Origin of the sequence: Sorangium sp. So ce406 (genome assembly GCF_051474675.1) — a bacterium.
Lineage (GTDB): Bacteria > Myxococcota_A > Polyangia > Polyangiales > Polyangiaceae > Sorangium > Sorangium cellulosum_G.
The window spans coordinates 3,391,556-3,410,000 of record NZ_CP150340.1; the positions used below are offsets into that span (position 1 = coordinate 3,391,556).

Below are 18,445 nucleotides of genomic sequence, written 5' to 3' on the forward strand. Positions count from 1 at the left end.
GCACGATCGTTCGCGACGCTTGGACGCTCGGCTGAAAGGGGGCTAAACACTCGCGGTTTCACGCGGGCCTGTCCGCTCCGGACGCCATCCCCGCGGGGCCCACCCTTCCGCGCCTCTATGCAATCGATCTGTCTCCGCGGCGCCCGCACGCACAACCTCCAGGGCATCGACCTCGACTTCCGGCCCGGCGAGCTCGTGGCCATCGCCGGCGTGTCCGGCGCCGGAAAATCCTCGCTCGCGCTCGACACGCTCTACTCCGAAGGACAACGCCGGTTCGTCGAGAGCTTCAGCCCGTACGCGCGCCAGTTCCTCGAGCGGCTCGAGCGGCCGCCGATCGACGCGCTCGAGCCCGTGGCGGCCGGCGTCGCGGTCGATCGCCGCGCGCCGGTCAAGAGCTCGCGGTCGACCGTCGCCACCATGGCCGATCTCGAGCCGTACTTCTGCGCGCTCTTCGCGCGCGAGGCGGTGCCCGTCTGCCCCTCGTGCGACGCGCCCGCCGCGCGGACCGACCCCGCGCGCGCGGCCGACCTCGCCGCGAGCGCGCACGAGGGGGCGACCGCGCTCGTCACGTACCCGATCCCCGTCGCGGGCGCCGAGCGCTTCCTCGACGTGCGCGAGTCGCTGCTCTCCGCCGGCTACCGTCGCCTGCTCGTCCGCGGGGAGGCGCGCGACATCGACAGCGTGGCGCCCTCCGAGGCGCTGAGCGGCGCGGACAAGGTCGAGGTCATCGTCGATCGCGTCCGCGTCGCCCCCCGGGAGCGCCGGCGCCTCGGCGCCGCCATCGAGGAGGCGTGGAAGGGCGGCGGCGGCGACGCGTCGCTCCACCTGCACCGCAAGAGCGAGGAGCCGAACGGCAACGGGGCGGGGTCGACGCGGCTCCGGCTCGTGCGCGGGCTCGCCTGCCCCTCGTGCGCGCGCGCCTTCGATCCGCCGCGCCCGGGGCTGTTCTCGTACCAGTCCCCGACCGGCGCGTGCACCTCGTGCCGCGGCTTCGGCCGCACCCTCGGCATCGACTACGACAAGGTGATCCCGGACCCGGCGAAGTCGATCGCGGGCGGCGCGATCCGCCCCTGGAACGGCCGCTCGACCACGTGGGAGCGGAAGGTGCTCCGCGCGTTCTGCGAGCGGAACGGGATCCGCACCGACCGGCCGTGGCGCGAGCTCTCCGAGGCGCAGCGCGCGCTCGTGCTCGAGGGCGAGGGCACGTGGAACCAGGGGAAGTACCCCGGCGTGAAGGCCTGGTTCCGCTGGCTCGAGACGCGCACCTACAAGATGCACGTCCGCGTGCTGCTCGCGCGCTACCGCACCTACGACGTCTGCGGCGCGTGCAGCGGCAAGCGGCTCTCCCCCGAGTCGCTCCTCTACCGCGTCGGCGGCCTCGACCTCGCCGCGTGGCACGAGCTCGAGCTCCGCGACGCCCGCGCGCGGCTCGAGGCCGAGCGCCCCCAGACCGGCCAGGGGGAGATGGCGCGCCGCGAGCTCATCGCGCGGCTCGGCTACCTCGAGCGGGTCGGGCTCGGCTACCTCTCGCTCTCTCGCCAGGCGCGCACGCTCTCGGGCGGCGAGGCGCAGCGCGTCGCGCTCACCGCCGCGCTCGGCACCTCGCTGACGGGCGCGCTCTTCGTGCTCGACGAGCCGACCGTCGGCCTGCACCCGACGGACATCCCGCCGCTCATCGCGGCCATGCGCGAGCTCGCTGACCGCGGCAACGCGGTGCTCGTCATCGAGCACGAGCCCCTCGTCATCCGGGCGAGCGATCGCGTCGTCGAGCTGGGCCCCGGCGCTGGCAAGCAGGGCGGGCGCGTCACCTTCGACGGCCCGCCCGAGGGGCTCGCCGCGCGCAGCCCGCTGGTCGCGGCGCGCGCGGAGCGCCGCACGCCGACAGGCAAGATCTCGATCCACGGCGCGCGCGAGAACAACCTCCGCGACGTCACGGTCGACATCCCGCTCGGCGTCGTCGCGGCGATCACGGGGCCGAGCGGCTCGGGCAAGAGCACGCTGGTGAACGACGTGCTCTACCGGCACATCGCGCGGGCGCGCGGCTACAAGGACGTCGACGCGCCCGGCCTGTACAGGCGCATCGAGGGCACGGCCGACATCCGCACGATCACGCTCGTCGACCAGGCGCCGCTCGGGCGCACCTCCCGGGGCAACCCCGCGACCTACACCGGCGCCTGGAACCGCATCCGCGCGCTCTTCGCCGAGCAGCCGGAGGCGGCGGCGCGGGACCTCGGTCCCGGCCACTTCTCGTTCAACGTCGCGCTCGGGCGCTGCGAGGCGTGCTCGGGCGAGGGGAGCGAGACGATCGAGATGCAGTTCCTGGCGGACGTGTCGCTGACCTGCCCGACCTGCAAGGGCAAGCGGTTCCGCGACGAGGTGCTCGAGGTGAAGCTCGACGGCCGCTCGGTCGCCGACGTGCTCGATCTCTCGATCGACGAGGCGTTCGACGCCTTCGCGCGGGAGCCCGCCGTCCGGCGGGCGCTCGCGCCGCTCAAGCAGCTCGGCCTCGGCTACCTCACGCTCGGCCAGCCGCTCTCGACGCTCTCGGGCGGCGAGGCGCAGCGGCTCAAGATCGCGCGCGCGCTCGGCGAGCCGTGCGCGGGCGCGCTCTTCCTCCTCGACGAGCCGAGCGCCGGCCTGCACCCGGAGGAGGTGAAGCACCTCAACGCCGCGCTCTCCGTGCTCGTGGCCGAGGGCGCCTCGGTGATCGTCGTCGATCACGATCTCGACGTCATCGCGGCGGCCGACTGGGTCATCGACCTCGGGCCGGGCGCGGGCAGCGAGGGCGGGCGCGTCGTGGCCGAAGGGACGCCCGAGCAGGTGGCCAGGACGACGGGCCGGACCGGCAGCTCGCTCGCCGACTGGTTCGCGCAGCGCGGAGAGGGGGCTGCGCGGCGACCGCGGCGCGGCGCGGCGGCCGCGGCGACCGCCGCCCCGAAGCCCGCCAGGCGCGGCGGCAACGGCGCCGCGCGCGCGCCGCTCGACCAGGGGCGGATCGAGGTGGAGGGCGCGCGCGAGCACAACCTCGCCGAGGTCTCGACCGTGATCCCGCACGGCCAGATCGTCGTCGTCACGGGCCCGAGCGGCTCCGGCAAGAGCACGCTCGCCTTCGACGTCGTCTTCGCCGAGGGCCAGCGGCGCTTCCTCGAGACGCTGACCCCCTACGCGCGCCAGTTCCTCCCCACGCTGCCGCGGCCCGACGTCGACCGCGTCACCGGCGTGCCCCCGTCGATCGCGCTCGAGCAGCGCACCACGCGCTCCGGCGCCAACTCGACCGTCGCGACCGTGACCGAGATCGCGCACTACCTGCGGCTGCTCTACGCCAAGGTCGGCGAGGCGCGGTGCCCGGACTGCGACGTGCCGATCGAGGCGCGCTCGCCGGACGAGGTCTACCGCGCGCTCCTCGCGACGCGCGGCGCGCGGACGCTCCTCGCGCCCGCCGTCGTGGCGCGCAAGGGGACGTACCTCGACGTGTTCACCGCCGCCGCCCGCGCCGGCATCACCCGCGCGCTCGCCGACGGCGAGCCGTGCGCGACCGACAGCCCGCCGCGCCTCGACAAGCGCCGCGAGCACTCGATCGACCTCGTGATGTACGAGGGGCGCATGGACGGCCTCGATCGCGCGCTCTTCGATCGCGCCCTCGCCTTCGGGCGGGGGGCGGTGAAGCTCGCCGGCGGCCGCGGCGGCGAGCAGCTCCTCTCCACGACGCGCACCTGCCCGCGCTGCGGCGTCGGCGTCCCGGAGCTCGATCCGCGCTGGTTCTCGTTCAACACGAAGCAGGGCCGCTGCGAGGCGTGCGAGGGGACGGGCGCCTCGGACTTCGACGACGACGCGCTCGCGACGCCCGATCCGTGCGAGGCCTGCGGGGGCTCGCGCCTCGCGCCGGTCCCGCGCGCCGTGCGCCTCGCCGGCGAGCGGTACCACCAGGCGTCCGGCCGATCGGTCGCCGCCGCGGCGGCGTGGGCGAAGGGGCTGCGCTTCACGGGCGATCGCGCGCTGATCGCCGAGGCGCCGCACAAGGAGCTCTGCCGCCGGCTCGACTTCGTCTGCGAGGTGGGCCTCGGCTACCTGACGCTCGACCGGCGCGCGTCCACGCTCTCGGGCGGCGAGATGCAGCGCCTGCGGCTCGCGGCGCAGCTCGGCAGCGGCCTCACCGGCGCGCTGTACGTGCTCGACGAGCCGACGATCGGCCTGCACCCGCGCGACACCGATCGGCTGCTCGACAACCTGCGGCGGCTCGCCGCCATGGGGAGCACCGTGCTCATGGTGGAGCACGACGCCGACACCATCCGCGCCGCGGATCACCTGATCGACCTCGGCCCCTCGGGCGGGCGCAAGGGCGGCAGGATCGTCGCGGCGGGCGCGTCGCGCGAGGTGCTCGCGAACCCCGACTCGCCGACGGCCCGCGCGCTCGCCGGCGAGGACGCCCTGCTCAGCGCGCGCCCGGCGCGCCCTCCGGCGCGCGAGCACATCGAGCTGCTCGGGGCGCGCGCGCACAACCTCCAGGGGGACGCGCTCCGGATCCCCGCGGGCCGGATGACGGTGGTCGCCGGGGTGTCCGGCTCGGGGAAGAGCACGCTGATCCAGAAGGTGCTCTACCCCGCCGCGCGCCGCGCGCTGAAGCTCGAGGCGCCCGAGCCGGGCCCGCACAAGGCCCTCAAGCTGCCGAAGAGCATCCTCCGGGCGGTGGCCGTCGACCAGTCGCCCATCGGGCGGACGCCGCGCTCGGTCCCGGCGACGTTCCTGGGCGTCTGGGACGAGGTCCGCAAGCTCTACGCCGCGTGCCCCGACGCGCAGGTGCGCGGCTACGGTCCGGCGCGGTTCTCCTTCAACACGGCCTCCGGCGGGCGGTGCCCCGCGTGCGAGGGCCAGGGCGTCATCGCGCACGAGATGTCGTTCCTGCCCGACGTGACCACGCCCTGCGAGGCGTGCGGCGGCGCGCGCTTCGAGCCGGCGACGCTCGACGTGCGCTACCTCGGCCTGTCCGTCGGCGAGATCCTCGATCTCACCGCCGAGGAGGCGGTCGAGGTCTTCGCGGCGCACCCGCGGATCCGCGCGCCGCTCGCGACCATGTGCGATCTCGGCGTTGGCTACCTCCACATCGGCCAGGGCTCGCACACGCTCTCGGGCGGCGAGGCCCAGCGGCTCAAGCTCGCGGCGGAGCTGACGGCCGGCGCGCGCCCCAAGCCCACGCTCTACGTGCTCGACGAGCCCACGACCGGCCTGCACCTGGCGGACGTGACGCGGCTGGTCCGCGTGCTCGATCGTCTGGTCGAGCGCGGCGACACGCTCGTGATCATCGAGCACCACCCCGCGGTCATCGCGTGCGCGGATCACGTGGTGGAGCTGGGCCCGGAGGGCGGCGCGGGCGGGGGACGTATCGTGGCGGAGGGAACCCCGCGCGAGGTGGCGCGTCAGGCGACGGCGACGGGCGAGGTGCTGAAGAGGATCTTCGCGAAGGCGACCTGAGCGAGCGCGCCGGGGGGGCGCGCTCGCCTCGGGGTCGCGGGTCAGGCGTCGGAGCGCTTCGCGTACTGGTACGCGGTGTACGCGGAGATCAGGTGGCAGATCCAGCCGAGCCAGCCGCCCGAGCCGATCCACAGGCCGGGCGTGATGATCAGCCAGAAGATGCAGCGCAGAAACGCGCCGTTATAGAGCTGCCCAACGCCCGGAACGAGGAACGAGAGGACTGCGGCGATCCCGGATTTGCTCATGGCATCGGAACCTGCTCACCCTGACCGCCATGTCAAGCGGGCTCAGGGGTACCCCGGATCGCGCCGGCCGCGCCGCTGTCGGCGATGGCGCGGCCGGCGTGGATCCGCTCAGTTCCTGCCGGGCAGGACGATCCTCCGCCGGCCCGACGAGGACGTGGAGGGCGTCGGCGTGGGGGTCGTCGCGGACGGCGTCGTCGGGGTCACCGGAGGCGTGGTCGCGGTGGGCGTGGTCGCCGGAGGCGTGGTCGTGGCGCCCGCGCTGGGCGTCGACGCCGGCTTGGGTTGCGTCTTCGGCGGCGGCTTCGGGGCTGCCACGGGGACGGGATCCGGCGGGGGTGGCTCGGGCGTGGTGGTCGCGGGCGGGGGCGGCGGCGCGTCACCGGCGACCGACACGGGGGTCGGCGGGGGCGCATCGACCGCGGGCAGCGTGGCGTCGTCAGACGAGCTTCCGCTCCGCGCCATGAAGTAGGCGGTCGCGCCGCCCCCGAAGACCACGAACGCACCGAGCCCGATCAAGGCGAGCGGTAGGCCGGAGCTCTTCGGGCGAGGCCGCGCGGGCATCGGGGCCGCGTACGGCGGGGCGCCGCCTGGCATCTGGTGAGCGCCCCCCGCTGGATACCCCGGCGCGCCGGCAGCCCCGGGTGCGCCGAACGGCGAGCCGCCGAACGGACCGGCGGGCGGCAGGGGCGGTTGCCCGTAGACGCCCCCGGCTCCGGGGGGGCCGTCGTACGTCGCCGTTGCACCGGGGCCATACGGTCCGGCTCCACCTGCCGGCCCTGCACCGTACGCGCCCGCTGGCGGCGCGCCGTATGCGCCCGGAGGAGCGCCGTACGCGCCGGGCGGCGGCGCGCTGTTGCTCCCGCCTTCGACGATGGTCCGCGGGACGCTCGCGCCTGCGGCTCCTGGGTCCTGCGGCGCGGCGCCGGGAGGCACGGGGAAGGTGCCCTGAGGCGAGTTGAGCCCTGCGACCGGAGGCTCGCCGGGCACGGTCTTGCCAGGGCCGTACATGCCGCTCGGGGGCGCAGGCCATCCGGGCGGCGGACCGCTATTCTGGTTGCTCATCGGGATCGCATCCTACCGTGCGCGCCGGGCGAGTCAGTTGTTCGGTACGATGATCACGCGTCGTCGCGGCCTTTCGGACGGCGTGGTGGGCGTGGTGGGCGTCGGCGGGCTGGTCGTCGGCGGGCTCGGCGTGGTGGTCGTCGGCGGGTTGGTCGGAGGCTGTGCGCTGGTCGACCCAGGGAACGGGAACGGGGGGAACGTCGAGGGGATGACGAGGGGCGGCAGCGTGGGGATGATCGTCGTCCCGCTCGGCCGCGTCGGCGGTGTCTGCGTCCCTGTCGCGCTCGGCGTCGTCGGAGGCTTCGAGGTCGTGGTCGATGGCGGCCTGGGCTGAGGCTTGGCGACGACCGGCGGCGGCTCGACCGCGGGCGACGTCACGGCGGGGGGCGTCGTGGCGGGCGGCGTCGTGGTGGCGGGGCCGGGATCCGAGGGGACCGTGATGGCCGGCTGGAGCGTCGGCATGGTGGGCACCGCGTCCGCCTGCCTCCCGCGGTTGACCTCGTTGGCGATGTACAGGCCGCCCACGACGGCGCCGGTGATCCCCGTGGCGAGCAGCAGGATGGTGAACACCGACGTTCCGCGCCGAGGCGGCTGCGCCCGGTGCGCCGAGCCGCCGTGCGTGGTCCCGGGCAGCGGCTCCATCGGCGCCGTCCCGGGGATGTACCCTTGCGGGCCGCCGCCGTAGGGCCCGCCGTAGCCGGGCGCCGGACCGCCGTTGAACGCGCCCGCGGGCGCCGCCGAGCTCCGGCCCATGAAAGGAGGCGCGTTTCCGACCGCCGTCCCGCCCGGGCGCGGCGACACGTCGAACGGCCCAGGCTCGTGGCTCGTGGCCGGCACGCCGGGCATCCCGTGCGGCGGCATGTACGGCGCGGCGTTCACCGTCGCAGGCTGCCCGACCGGAGGGTAGCCTCCGTGGGCGAAGTACGGGCCCGACGAGGGCTCCGGCCTGGGCGTGAACCCCGGGGCCGACGCGGAGGGGCCCCGGGCGTCCGACGAGAAGCCCCCCATGGGGGTCGAGGCCCCGGGGGCTCCCGGGGGGCCGCTCACGGCGCGCTGCGCGCCGTCGTCCTCCGGCGGGATCGTCTTGGGCACGGCGCTGATGCGGCCGTCGCCCATCGGGTTGGTCGCGGGCGCCAGCGCGGAAGGCGAGGCCACCCCGGGCGCCGCGAGGGCCGCCGGCAGGGCAGACGCGGACGACCGCGCCAGGCTGACCTCGGAGGGCGAGGGCGTGAGCGCCGAGGGGGCGCGGGCGGCCCGGGCGAACGGCTCGAGCGCGCTGCGGAACTCGGCGGTGGTCGCGAACCGATCGGGCGGCGAGGCCGCCATCGCGCGGTGGACGGCGGCGCAGAGGGCGGGCGCGATCTCGGGGGCGAGGTCCGAGAGCCGCGAGATCTGGCCCGACAGGTAGGCGCCCGCGATCTGCTGGGGCTCATCGCCGCCGACGGGCCGACGGCCGGCCAGCATCTCGAAGATGATGACGCCCAGCGAGAAGATGTCGGCGCGCGCGTCCACGGAGTCCGCCGAGTACGCCTGCTCCGGGGCCATGTACTCGGGCGTGCCCATGATCACGCCCGGGCGCGTGAGCCCGCGATCGAGCTCCCCCGTGACCTTCAGCTTGGCGATGCCGAAGTCGAGCAGCTTGATGAGCGGCTCCCCCTTGGACGTCCTCGTGATGATGACGTTGTCCGGCTTGAGGTCCCGGTGGACGACGCCCGCGCGGTGGGCGGCCTCGACGCCCTCGAGCATCTGCATCGCGTACTCGAGCGCGTCGGCGTACGCGAGCCGCACGCCCGCCCGGTACAGCTCCTCGTAGAGGGCCTGGAGCGTCTTCCCCTCCAGGTACTCCATCACGATGAACGCCAGGCCGGAGGTCGTCTGGTCGACGTCGACCACGCGGACCACGTGCGCGCTCTGGATCTGCGCGGAGACGCGCGCCTCCTGCAGGAAGCGCTGCACCAGGCCCGAGCGGCGGGACAGCTCGGGGTGGAGAAACTTGAGGGCGACCGTCGTCCCCAGCACCTCGTGGCGGGCTTCGTAGACGCTCCCCATGCCGCCGTCCCCGATGACGCGCACGAGTCGGTACTTGTTGTTGATGACCTGGCCTGCCTGCGGACGCATCGATCTCCGTTGAGGGCGCTGGGGCTGGAGTTGCTCGGAGAGTCTCACAGGCTGGTAGACGAACGTCAGCCCCATTTGTGCGACACAAGGTCGCGATGGTCGCGATCGGCACCGTTTTTTCGGCGACGCAAGCCCTATCCGTCCCGTCCCGGTCCCGTCCAGGGCAGCCATACCGCCGAGGTCGCAATCGCCAGCCCAGGGGTTGGCGATGATGCAGTGCGTTATTGTGAGGCCTTGACGGTACGACGGCGCTGATGCGCGCGCGTGGGAGCGGGTATACCTGGGGGCGCCGCCGGGGTGCGGCGCTGAGGGAGATGCCTGTGCTGGCTGCGCCGTTGCTCGATGCCTTGATCGATCGCGCTCTGGAAGAAGATCTCGCGGGGGGCGATCTCACCACCGAGGCCTGTGTCGAGGCCTCCGCCCGCGCCACCGCGAAGGCGGTCGCGCGCAAGCCGCTCGTCGCGTGCGGGGGGGCCGTGTTCCTCCGCGTCTTCCAGCGCCTGGATCCGGCGGTGGAGGGCGAGGTGCTCGTCCCGGACGGCACCTCGGTCGACACAGGCGCCGTGCTCTGGACGGTGCGCGGCGCGGCGCGCACGCTCCTCAGCGCGGAGCGCACCGCGCTGAACCTGGCGCAGCGGATGAGCGGCGTGGCCTCCGAGGCGCGCCGCTACGCCGCGGCGATCCCGGCCGGGTCCGGGGTGCGCATCACCGACACCCGCAAGACGACGCCCGGCCTCCGCGCCCTGGAGCGCTACGCGGTGCGCGTCGGTGGCGCGCACAACCACCGAGACAACCTCGGGAGCGCGGTGATGATCAAGGACAACCACATCATCGCGGCGGGCGGCATCACGACGGCCATCGCCCGCGCGCGGGCGCGCGCCCCGCACACGACGAAGGTCGAGGTCGAGGTCGCCTCGCTCCAGGAGCTCGACGAGGCGCTGGCCGCGGGCGCGGACATCATCATGCTCGACAACTTCACGCTCGCCGACGTCAAGACCGCCTCCGCGCGCGCGCGGTCGTCGCAGCGCGGCCGGCCTCTCCTGGAGGTCTCCGGCGGCATCACGCTGGAGCGCATCCCCGAGCTGGCGGCGGCGGGCATCGACGTCATCAGCGTCGGGGCGCTGACGCACTCGGCGCGGGCGGCCGACATCGCGCTGGATCTCTCGCTGTGAGGCCGCTCGACGCGCGGGCCATCGAGCGCGAGCTCTCGCGCCTCGGCGCGCCGCTCGGCAGCCCGCTGGCCGTGGCGGCGGAGACCGCGTCGACGAACGACGACGCGCGGAGCGCGGCCGCCGCCGGCGCGCCGCACGGCGCTGCGTTCCTCGCCGACGCGCAGACGCAGGGGCGCGGGCGCGGCGGGCGCTCCTGGCACTCCCCGCCCGGGGAGAACCTCTACCTGTCGGTGGTGCTGCGCCCCAGCCTGCCGGCGAGCAGCGTGGCGCCGATCGCCCTCGTCATGGGGCTCGCCGTGGCGTCCGTCGTCGAGCGGCGGCTCGCGTCCTCGGCGCGCCTCGGTGCGCCCGGCGGAGGCCCGCTCGCCGAGGTGCGGCTCAAGTGGCCGAACGACGTGCTGGTCGGGGGCCGCAAGCTGGCCGGCATCCTCGTCGAGGCCCAGCTCCGCGGCGACTCCGTGAGCAGCGTGATCGTCGGCGTCGGGCTGAACGTCCACACGTCGCGCTTCCCGCCCGAGCTCTCGGCGCGGGCCACGTCGCTGGCGATGCTCGGGATCGACGACGTGCCGCGCGAGGTCCTCGCCGCGGAGCTGCTCCAGGCGCTCGGCGACGCCGCGGCGAGGTTCGAGGCCGGGCGGCTCGCCCCCTTCGCCGAGGATCTCGCCCGGATGGACTGGCTGCGCGACCGCCGCGTCGAGGTGGCGGGCGTGGCCGGCGTCGCGGCGGGCATCGACGCCGAGGGGCACCTCCTGGTCCGCGGCGCGGATGGCGTCCTCCGGGCGGTGGCGGCGGGCGAAGTCAGCGTCACGTCCGGCTGAGCGCCTCGCGCCGCTTGCGTTGCGCGCGCGGCGCGGCCAAAGCTTGCGCCCATCGCGGGTCGCTGGCAGCGCGGAGCTTGCCAGGCCGACCAGGCTCCTCGGAGGCGTCGCTTCCTTGAAAGAAGACACCCTCGTCGTTCACGAAATCTACGCCAGCGTGCAGGGCGAATCGACGTTCGCCGGGCTTCCGTGCACGTTCGTCCGGCTCACCGGGTGCAACCTGCGCTGCTCCTGGTGCGACACGACGCAGGCCTTCTACGGCGGCAAGCGGATCCGCCGCGGCGACGTCCTCGAGCGCGCGCTGGCCTTCGGCACGCCGCTGGTCGAGCTCACCGGAGGAGAGCCGCTCCTGCAACCCGCGTCGTTCCCGCTCCTCGCGGAGCTCTGCGACGCGGGCCGCACGGTCCTCGTCGAGACCAGCGGCGAGGCCGACGTCTCCCGGGTCGATCCGCGCGTGCACAAGATCATGGACCTGAAGGCGCCCGGCTCGGGGGAGTCCCACCGGAACCGCTGGTCGAACCTCGACCACCTCACGCCGCGCGACGAGATCAAGTTCGTGCTCGCCGACCGGGCGGACTACGAGTGGATGCGGGGCACCATCCGCGAGCGGCGCCTCGACGTGCGCGGCGTGACGCTGCTCGCGTCGTGCGTCTGGGGGAAGCTCTCGACGAGAGATCTCGTCCAGTGGGTGCTCGACGACGGCCTCCGCGTCCGGGTGCAGGTCCAGCTCCACAAGGTGATCTGGGGCGCTGACGCGCAGGGGGTCTGACCGGCGGGCCGCCCTCTCCGCGGCCCGTCGGGGCAGGGGGCGGCGCCGTGCTCTCGCCGCCTCAGCGCTCACCGCGCAGAAACTGCTCGTAGTCCTCGACGTCACGGGGCGAGCCGAGGACGAGCGGCACCCGCTCGTGGAGCGACTTCGGGACCAGATCGAGGATGCGGTGGGATCCTGTGCTCGCCTTGCCGCCGGCCGCCTCGAAGATGAACGCGAACGGGTTCGCCTCGTAGAGCAGCCGCAGCTTGCCCTGGCCGCTTCGATCGGCCGGGTAAGCGAAGATGCCGCCCTTGAGGAGCGTCCGGTGCGCGTCCGCGACCAGCGATCCCACGTACCGCGCGCCGTAGGGCCTCCCCTCGTGCTTGCTGTCCTCCTTGATCCAGGCGTTCCAGCGGCGCACCTCCTCGGGCCACCGCGCGCTGTGGCCCTCGTTGATGGAGTACGTCGAGCCGCGCTCCGGGATACGGATGTTCTCGTGGGAAAGGAAAAATTCACCCACGGTCGGGTCATAGGTGAACCCGTGAACGCCGCCGAGGCCGGTCGTGATGACGAGCAGCGTCGACGACCCGTAGAGCACGTAGCCCGCCGCGACCAGGTCGCGGCCGGGGCGCAGGAAATCCGAGGGATCAGCGCCCAGCTTGGCGTCGCTCTTGCGGAGCACGCCGAAGATCGTGCCGATCGAGATGTTCACGTCGATGTTGGACGAGCCGTCGAGCGGGTCCACGACGACGATGTACTTGGCGCGCGGGTCGGTGGAGAGGAGCCTCATCTCGCCGAGCTCCTCGCTGACCACGGCCGCGCAGTGCCCGCGCCGCCCGAGCGCGCTGAGCAGCGTCTCGTTGGCGACCTCGTCGAGCTTCTGCACGATCTCGCCCTGCACGTTGGTCTGTCCCGTGTAGCCGAGGACATTGGCGAGGCCGGCCCGCCGGACCTTGGACGTGACGAGCTTCGCCGCCAGGCCGAACTGGTTCAGGAGCGAGGTGAACGCCCCCGTCGCCGCGGGGAACCCGAGCATTCCCTCGAGGATGTACGTCTCGAGCGTGATCCCGATCCGTGACTGGGCCTCCGGCGGCTTCCAGCTCAGGTTCCGTTGGTCCGATGAGAGCGACATGATCCCTCCGCGTTGTTGGCCAGGGACGTCACCGCCCCGCCGGCTGCTCGCGCCTGTGACTGCTGCCGCTGCCCCCGAGAGCCGACCGGCGCGGCTTCGAGAATTGCGTATCCCCTGGCTCCGTACAACATCCACCGGGCGCCGGGCCTCGGGGGCGTTTGGCTGGACACGTTCGTCCAGCTCCTGACGATGCGGCCCGAGCCCGCCCGCCCGTATGCGCCGCTACGCGCGCATCGGGAGGGGCAGGTTCGCGCTCTTGGCGGCCCTGCGTTCCTCACTGCAACACCATCGACGGAGTGATTCATGGCGCTCACGACCCGTGTCGAGCAGATCCTCTCCTGGTACTCCTCCGAGAACCCCGGCACGCTGACCAACCTCGTGCGGTTGCTCGACCACGGAGCGCTCGCGGGCACCGGCAAGCTGGTGATCCTGCCCGTGGATCAGGGCTTCGAGCACGGTCCGGTGCGATCGTTCGCTCCGAACCCCGAGGCCTACGATCCCGACTACCACTTTCAGCTCGCGATCGACTCCGGGTGCAGCGCGTACGCGGCGCCGCTCGGGTCGCTGCAGGCGGGCGCGGCCAAGTTCGCGGGCCAGGTGCCGCTGATCCTGAAGCTCAACAACAGCGACACCCTGGCAAAGGTGGAGCAGCCAATCTCGGCGGTGACCGGTTCGGTCGAGGACGCGCTCCGGCTCGGATGCGTCGGCGTCGGCTACACGATCTACCCCGGGTCCGGCGCGAGGAACCGCATGTACGAGGACCTTCGCGAGCTCACCCTGGAGGCCAGGCGCAAAGGCCTGGTCGTCATCGTCTGGAGCTACCCGCGCGGCGCCGGGCTGTCCAAGCAGGGCGAGACGGCCATCGACGTCTGCGCGTATGCCGCGACGATCGCGGCCCAGCTCGGCGCGCACATCATCAAGGTCAAGCCGCCGACGGCTCATATCGAGCAGGAGGAGGCGAAGAAGATGTACGAGAAGTACAGCATCCCGATCCAGACGCTCGCCGACCGGATCCGTCACGTCGTGCAGACGACCTTCAACGGCAAACGCGTGGTGATCTTCTCCGGCGGCGAGGCGAGGTCGACCGAGGCCGTGCTCGAGGACGTGCGCGAGATGGCGGCGGGCGGCTCCTTCGGTTCGATCATGGGGCGGAACGCGTTCCAGCGTCCTCGCGCCGAGGCGTTGAAGCTCCTCGCCGACGTGATCCAGATCTACCGGTCCGCGCGCTGACGCCCCTCGACCGGGGGTTCAGGGCGGGGACGCGGGGCCCTGGTCCAGCCAGGCATCGCCTCGGCGCTCCGCCGCAATGGCGCCTGTCGAGCCCGCGGCGCCCGCCCACGCCAGCCTTCTGCCGACGACGAGGCCCGAGCGGACCTGAGCGCCGCTGCGCGCCGCGTCGCTGTCGCGTGGGAAGCGCTCTCCCTGCCGCGCCTCGGGCCGACCGCTCGCGGGCATCGTCCACGTCGACGGGGTTAGCCCTTCGTGATTAGATGCCCCGCTGGAAACCCTCCACGTCCGGGCTCAGGAGACCGCATGCCGATCAAAGTGAACCTCGCCTCGTCAGACCCGCTGAGCATCGCCGTCGACGTCGTCGTCATCGGCGTGCCCGAAGGCGCTTCGACGGGTGAGGGCGTGCTCGCGAGGCTCGTGGAGGCCCTGGGCGAGCACGTGGCCCACCAGGTCAAGCGGGACGACTTCACGGGGAAGAAGGATCAGAGCATCGACTTCGCGACGAACGGCGCGCTGAAGCCGGGCCGCGTGCTGCTGCTCGGCCTCGGGTCGGGCAAGGTCACCGACGTCGAGTGCCGGGTGCTCGCGGCGAAGGGCGCGCGCTTCGCGAACGGCGTGCGCGCCGAGAGCGTCGCTGTGGCGGTGCCGCCCGGCGTCGAGCGCGCGGAGCGGTCCGTCGCGGAGGGCCTCGTGCTCGGGGCCTACCGGTTCACCCGCTACTTCACGGGCGATCGCGTGCCCAAGATCGCGCTCTCGCGCGGCACCGTGATCGTCGAGGGCAAGCCGGGCAAGGCGGCGCGCGACGCGGTCGCGCTCGGCCAGCAGGTCGGCGAGGCGATCTGCGTCGCGCGCGATCTCGTCAACGAGCCGCCCAACGAGCTCTACCCCGAGGCCCTGGCGCGCGTCGCCGCCGGGATCGGCAAGCAGCACGGGCTCAAGGTGACCGTGTTCGACAAGGCCGCGCTGATCAAGCGGGGCATGAAGCTCATCATGGCGGTGGGGCAGGGGAGCGCGCACGAGCCCCGGCTGATCCACATGGTCTACGCTCCTTCCGGCAAGCCGAAGGGGAAGCTCGTCTTCGTGGGCAAGGGGCTGACCTTCGACAGCGGCGGTCTCTGCATCAAGCCGGCTCCGGGCATGGAGGAGATGAAGGGGGACATGGGCGGGGCCGCGAACGTGATCGCGCTGATGGCCGCCGTCGCGGCCGCCAGGCCGAACGTCGAGGTGCACGGCATCATCGGCTCTGCGGAGAACATGCCCGACGGCGCGGCGTACCGCCCCGGAGACATCTTCGGCTCCCTGGACGGCAGGACGGTGGAGATCATCAACACCGACGCGGAGGGGCGCCTCGTCCTCGCGGACTGCCTCGCTTACGCGCGTGCGCTGAAGCCGGACTTCATCGTCGACAACGCCACCCTCACGGGCGCCTGCATGGTGGCGCTCGGCCCGACGGTGTCGGGCTTCTTCTCGAACCGCGAGGAGCTCGCGGAGCGCGTGCGGGGCGCCGCGAAGGCCGCCGGCGAGTCGATGTGGCAGATGCCGCTGGTCGAGGAGCTCCGCGAAGGCCTGAAGAGCGACTGGGCCGACATCAAGCACACGGCCGACCGCTGGGGAGGGGCCATCACGGCGGCCCTGTTCCTGCGCGAGTTCGTGGGCGATGTCCCCTGGGTCCACGTGGACATCGCCGGCCCGTCGATGGCGAGCAAGCCGTACGGTATCGTCTCCAAGGGCGGGACGGGCCACGGCGTGCTTACCTTCCTCCGCCTCATCGAAGGCTTCACCGGTTAGATCGTGCAACTCCGCCGCAAGCTCGCGCGCGCCATGGGCCGCGCCATCACCGACTTCGACATGATCGCCGACGGCGATCGGATCCTCTGCGCTGTCTCGGGGGGCAAGGACAGCTACGCGATGCACGCGCTCCTCGTGGACCTCGCGCGCCGCGCGCCGGTCCGGTTCAGCGTCATCGCGGTCAACATCGACCAGGGGCACCCTGGCTACCCCGGACACCTCCTGGCCGATTACATGGCCGCGGGCGGCCACGACTTCCGGATGATCTCCGAGGACACCTACTCGATCGTCACCGAGAAGATCCCCGAGAACAAGACGTACTGCTCCCTCTGCTCCCGCCTGCGGCGCGGCATCCTGTACCGCATCGCGCGCGAGCTCGGCTGCTCGAAGATCGCCCTCGGCCACCACCGCGACGACGCCGTGACGACGCTGCTGCTGAACCTGATCTTCGCAGGCCAGCTCAAGTCCATGCCGCCGAAGCTCGTCTCCGATGACGGCGACAACGTCGTGATCCGCCCGCTGATCTACTGCGCCGAGGACGAGCTCGCCGCGTTCGCGGCGGAGGAGCGCTTCCCCATCATCCCGTGCGACCTGTGTGGATCTCAGGAGAACCTCCAGCGCAAGGCGGTGAGCCGGCTCCTCGCGGAGCTCGACGCGCGCCACCCCGGGGCGCGGCAGAATATGCTCGCCGCCCTCGGCAACGTGCGCCCGAGCCACCTGTTCGACACGGGCCTCTGGAAGCGCCTCGGGCTCGAGGTCGCCCGGGAGGAGGGGGGCGCGAGCGGCGACGACACCGGCGCGCGTGCGCCGGCGCAGGAGGTGCTGCCCGTGGGCAACCTGCTGAGGAACCTGGCCTAGCGGCTCGCCCATGAGCACGGACGCCCCCGGTGCGATCTCGATCGGCGCTCCGCGCGAAGCCGAGTCGTCCGCCACGGCCGCTGGCGGACGCGGCGGGAGGCGGGCGCGCGGGCTCGAGGGGCCGTCGAGCTCGGAGGGCCCCGAGGCCGCGCAGCCCGGAGCAGGGCGCTTCGATCTGGGTCTCGGCGCCGGCCGCGCTCCGCAGGCGCTGCTCGCGGCGATCGTCGCGTGGATGATCACGGTCGCGCCGGCCGCCTTCGGCCGCGGCGCGCCGACGTCCGCCAGCATCGCCGCCACGCTCGCCTTTCTCTGCGGCGCCGCTGCGCCGCTGCTCGCCGCGACCCACCGCCGCCTCGCGCGGCACCTCGGCATCTCTGCCTTCCTTGCGCTCGCCACGTTGACCTGGCTGCTCGCGTCGCCGTCCCTCCAGCCGTCGCGCCTCGACCCGGTCCGCGCGGCGATCGGCGCGATCGCCTGGGGCATCTTCGCGCTCTCCTGGCGCGATCGGTGGGACGTGCGGCGCCCGCAGGAGCCGGACCCGGACGCCCCCCTCCTCCAGGCCCGGGCCCATCTGCCCCCGCTCGCCGCGGCGGTGATCGCGTTCGGTGCGCTCGTGAGCCTGGCCATCCTCGTGCTCGCGTGGCGCGTCCGGGACCCCGATCGCGCCCTGCTGGCCCAGGCGGTCGCCGTGGCCTGCGCCGTCGCGCTGATCACGGCCGCCTCCGGGGTCGCCGTCGCCCGCGGACGCAGGCACACGGCCGGCGGACGGAGGCTCACTCATCGCGCCGTCCGGCAGTTGCTCGTCCTGATCGTCTTCGCCGTCCTGGGGGCGGTCGTGATGATGCTGCGCTGACTGAGCAGCGGTTCGGCCGTGGCCCTCGGCCCGCTTCTCGTTGCTTACCCTCCCCCGCATCCCCGCCGGCTCCCCGTCAAATCGCGTTACACTCGGTCGCGTGTCCCGCGCAGTCGACGTATTCGCGATTCTGCTCCTCGCCGCCGCGGCGTTCTCCTTCGCCTTCGGGGTCCACGCGCTCGGCGATCGCCAGGATTTCAAGGCAATCTACCTCCTGGTGATCGGCGGGCTCTCGCTCAAGGCGTCCACGGAGATCCTTCGTCCCCGCGGGGGTAGCGCGTGAGCCCTGGGCGCCGAGCGATCGCGGCTGCCGCGTGCCTGTGCGCGTCCGTCGCGTGGGCTGCTCTATCCACGTCCGCGAGGGGCGCTCCGCCGCTGCCGCCCGACGTGGCGGCTCGCGTGGGCGCGAGCGATATCCATGTCGACTCGGTAGCTCGCATCGCGGCGGCGCAGCAGATCCCGCCTGCGCGGGCCCGGGACGCGGCGATCCGCGATGCGCTCTTCGCCGCCGAGGCGCGTGATCGCGGCCTCGATCAGGCTCCCGAGGTGCAGCGCGAGATCAGCGCGCTGCTCGCCCGCCGGCTGCTTCACCGCCTGAAAGAGGAGGCGGAGAGCGCCGGCCCGGTGACCGACGACGAGCTGCGCGTCGCCACCGAGCGGCACTGGCTCGAGCTCGACCGCCCCGAGGGCTACCGCACCGTGCACGCCGTCGTGAGGCTCTCGGCTGACGCCGGCGACGATACGCGCGAGAGGGCGAGGGCGCTCGCCGAAGCGATCCGGAAGGCGGTTCTCTCCGCGCGCGACGTGGCCTTGCGCTCCGAGCCGCCGCGCGCCGTCGAGGCGAGGCAGCCGCCGTCCGACCCGGCCGCCGACGCGTTCATCAGCGCGGCGAAGGCGGTCCCTGCCGACGGCCTCGAGGTCGTCGCGCAGCCGCTCCCGCCCGTTGCCG

At 73.4% G+C, this 18,445-nt stretch carries 14 protein-coding genes (1 of these 14 only partly in view); 10 read left to right on the forward strand and 4 right to left on the reverse strand.

The window, feature by feature from the left end; genetic code table 11:
- Positions 1-117 precede the first annotated feature (117 nt).
- On the forward strand, positions 118-5,469 hold the full coding sequence (gene uvrA, locus WME96_RS12750; RefSeq protein ID WP_437290407.1) for an excinuclease ABC subunit UvrA: 5,352 nt from the start codon (positions 118-120) through the stop codon (positions 5,467-5,469).
- A gap of 41 nt (positions 5,470-5,510) precedes the next feature.
- Here uvrA and WME96_RS12755 read toward each other — a convergent pair whose 3' ends face one another.
- The 3 genes from WME96_RS12755 to WME96_RS12765 form a co-directional block, all read right to left on the reverse strand.
- Positions 5,511-5,714 carry a hypothetical protein gene (locus tag WME96_RS12755; protein ID WP_061618641.1) on the reverse strand — a complete coding sequence of 68 codons (204 nt, stop codon included), beginning with the start codon at positions 5,712-5,714 and terminating at the stop codon, positions 5,511-5,513.
- Between the two features lie 108 nt (positions 5,715-5,822).
- Positions 5,823-6,776, reverse strand: a complete 954-nt coding sequence (locus tag WME96_RS12760; RefSeq protein ID WP_437290408.1) for a hypothetical protein — start codon at positions 6,774-6,776, stop codon at positions 5,823-5,825.
- 33 nt (positions 6,777-6,809) lie between these two features.
- The gene (locus WME96_RS12765) at positions 6,810-8,894 is read right to left on the reverse strand and encodes a protein kinase domain-containing protein (RefSeq protein WP_437290409.1); all 2,085 of its coding nucleotides are present in this window, start codon (positions 8,892-8,894) and stop codon (positions 6,810-6,812) included.
- A gap of 320 nt (positions 8,895-9,214) precedes the next feature.
- On the opposite strand from WME96_RS12765, the gene nadC reads away from it, so the two are divergent.
- From nadC to WME96_RS12780, 3 genes are all read left to right on the forward strand, one after another.
- Entirely contained in the window at positions 9,215-10,066 is an 852-nt protein-coding gene (gene nadC / locus WME96_RS12770) for a carboxylating nicotinate-nucleotide diphosphorylase (RefSeq protein ID WP_437292311.1), read from the forward strand.
- Positions 10,063-10,884: a biotin--[acetyl-CoA-carboxylase] ligase gene (locus tag WME96_RS12775; RefSeq protein WP_437290410.1), complete on the forward strand. Its 822-nt coding sequence runs from the start codon at positions 10,063-10,065 to the stop codon at positions 10,882-10,884. Before nadC ends, WME96_RS12775 begins: the two co-directional genes overlap by 4 nt.
- 115 nt (positions 10,885-10,999) lie before the next feature.
- Positions 11,000-11,653, forward strand: a complete 654-nt coding sequence (locus tag WME96_RS12780; protein ID WP_437290411.1) for a radical SAM protein — start codon at positions 11,000-11,002, stop codon at positions 11,651-11,653.
- 61 nt (positions 11,654-11,714) lie between these two features.
- Here the strand turns inward: WME96_RS12780 and fbp are convergent, their stop codons facing one another.
- Entirely contained in the window at positions 11,715-12,767 is a 1,053-nt protein-coding gene (fbp, locus tag WME96_RS12785; protein ID WP_437290412.1) for a class 1 fructose-bisphosphatase, read from the reverse strand.
- Between the two features lie 303 nt (positions 12,768-13,070).
- On the opposite strand from fbp, the gene WME96_RS12790 reads away from it, so the two are divergent.
- From WME96_RS12790 to WME96_RS12815, 6 genes are all read left to right on the forward strand, one after another.
- Positions 13,071-13,997 carry a class I fructose-bisphosphate aldolase gene (locus WME96_RS12790; protein ID WP_437290413.1) on the forward strand — a complete coding sequence of 309 codons (927 nt, stop codon included), beginning with the start codon at positions 13,071-13,073 and terminating at the stop codon, positions 13,995-13,997.
- 303 nt (positions 13,998-14,300) lie between these two features.
- Complete coding sequence (locus WME96_RS12795; RefSeq protein ID WP_437290414.1) at positions 14,301-15,785, forward strand: leucyl aminopeptidase; 1,485 nt, start codon at positions 14,301-14,303, stop codon at positions 15,783-15,785.
- 3 nt (positions 15,786-15,788) lie between these two features.
- Positions 15,789-16,643: a tRNA 2-thiocytidine(32) synthetase TtcA gene (gene ttcA, locus WME96_RS12800; RefSeq protein ID WP_437290415.1), complete on the forward strand. Its 855-nt coding sequence runs from the start codon at positions 15,789-15,791 to the stop codon at positions 16,641-16,643.
- Positions 16,644-16,653: 10 nt separating this feature from the next.
- Complete coding sequence (locus WME96_RS12805; RefSeq protein ID WP_437290416.1) at positions 16,654-17,496, forward strand: hypothetical protein; 843 nt, start codon at positions 16,654-16,656, stop codon at positions 17,494-17,496.
- Between the two features lie 100 nt (positions 17,497-17,596).
- Entirely contained in the window at positions 17,597-17,779 is a 183-nt protein-coding gene (locus WME96_RS12810) for a hypothetical protein (RefSeq protein ID WP_061614223.1), read from the forward strand.
- A gap of 116 nt (positions 17,780-17,895) precedes the next feature.
- A protein-coding gene (locus tag WME96_RS12815; protein ID WP_437290417.1) for a peptidylprolyl isomerase crosses the window boundary here: on the forward strand, positions 17,896-18,445 show its 5' portion. It continues 314 nt past the right edge of the window; 550 of the gene's 864 nt are visible here — the first part of the coding sequence; it begins with the start codon at positions 17,896-17,898; its stop codon lies beyond the right edge, outside the window.

Bases quoted from the DNA above. Each gene is read 5' to 3' on its own strand.
- uvrA (WP_437290407.1), top strand. From the start codon at position 118: ATGCAATCGATCTGTCTCCGCGGCGCCCGCACGCACAACCTCCAGGGC.
- WME96_RS12795 (WP_437290414.1), top strand. From the start codon at position 14,301: ATGCCGATCAAAGTGAACCTCGCCTCGTCAGACCCGCTGAGCATCGCC.
- WME96_RS12765 (WP_437290409.1), bottom strand. From the start codon at position 8,894: ATGCGTCCGCAGGCAGGCCAGGTCATCAACAACAAGTACCGACTCGTG.
- WME96_RS12755 (WP_061618641.1), bottom strand. From the start codon at position 5,714: ATGAGCAAATCCGGGATCGCCGCAGTCCTCTCGTTCCTCGTTCCGGGC.
- WME96_RS12790 (WP_437290413.1), top strand. From the start codon at position 13,071: ATGGCGCTCACGACCCGTGTCGAGCAGATCCTCTCCTGGTACTCCTCC.
- WME96_RS12760 (WP_437290408.1), bottom strand. From the start codon at position 6,776: ATGAGCAACCAGAATAGCGGTCCGCCGCCCGGATGGCCTGCGCCCCCG.
- fbp (WP_437290412.1), bottom strand. From the start codon at position 12,767: ATGTCGCTCTCATCGGACCAACGGAACCTGAGCTGGAAGCCGCCGGAG.
- WME96_RS12805 (WP_437290416.1), top strand. From the start codon at position 16,654: ATGAGCACGGACGCCCCCGGTGCGATCTCGATCGGCGCTCCGCGCGAA.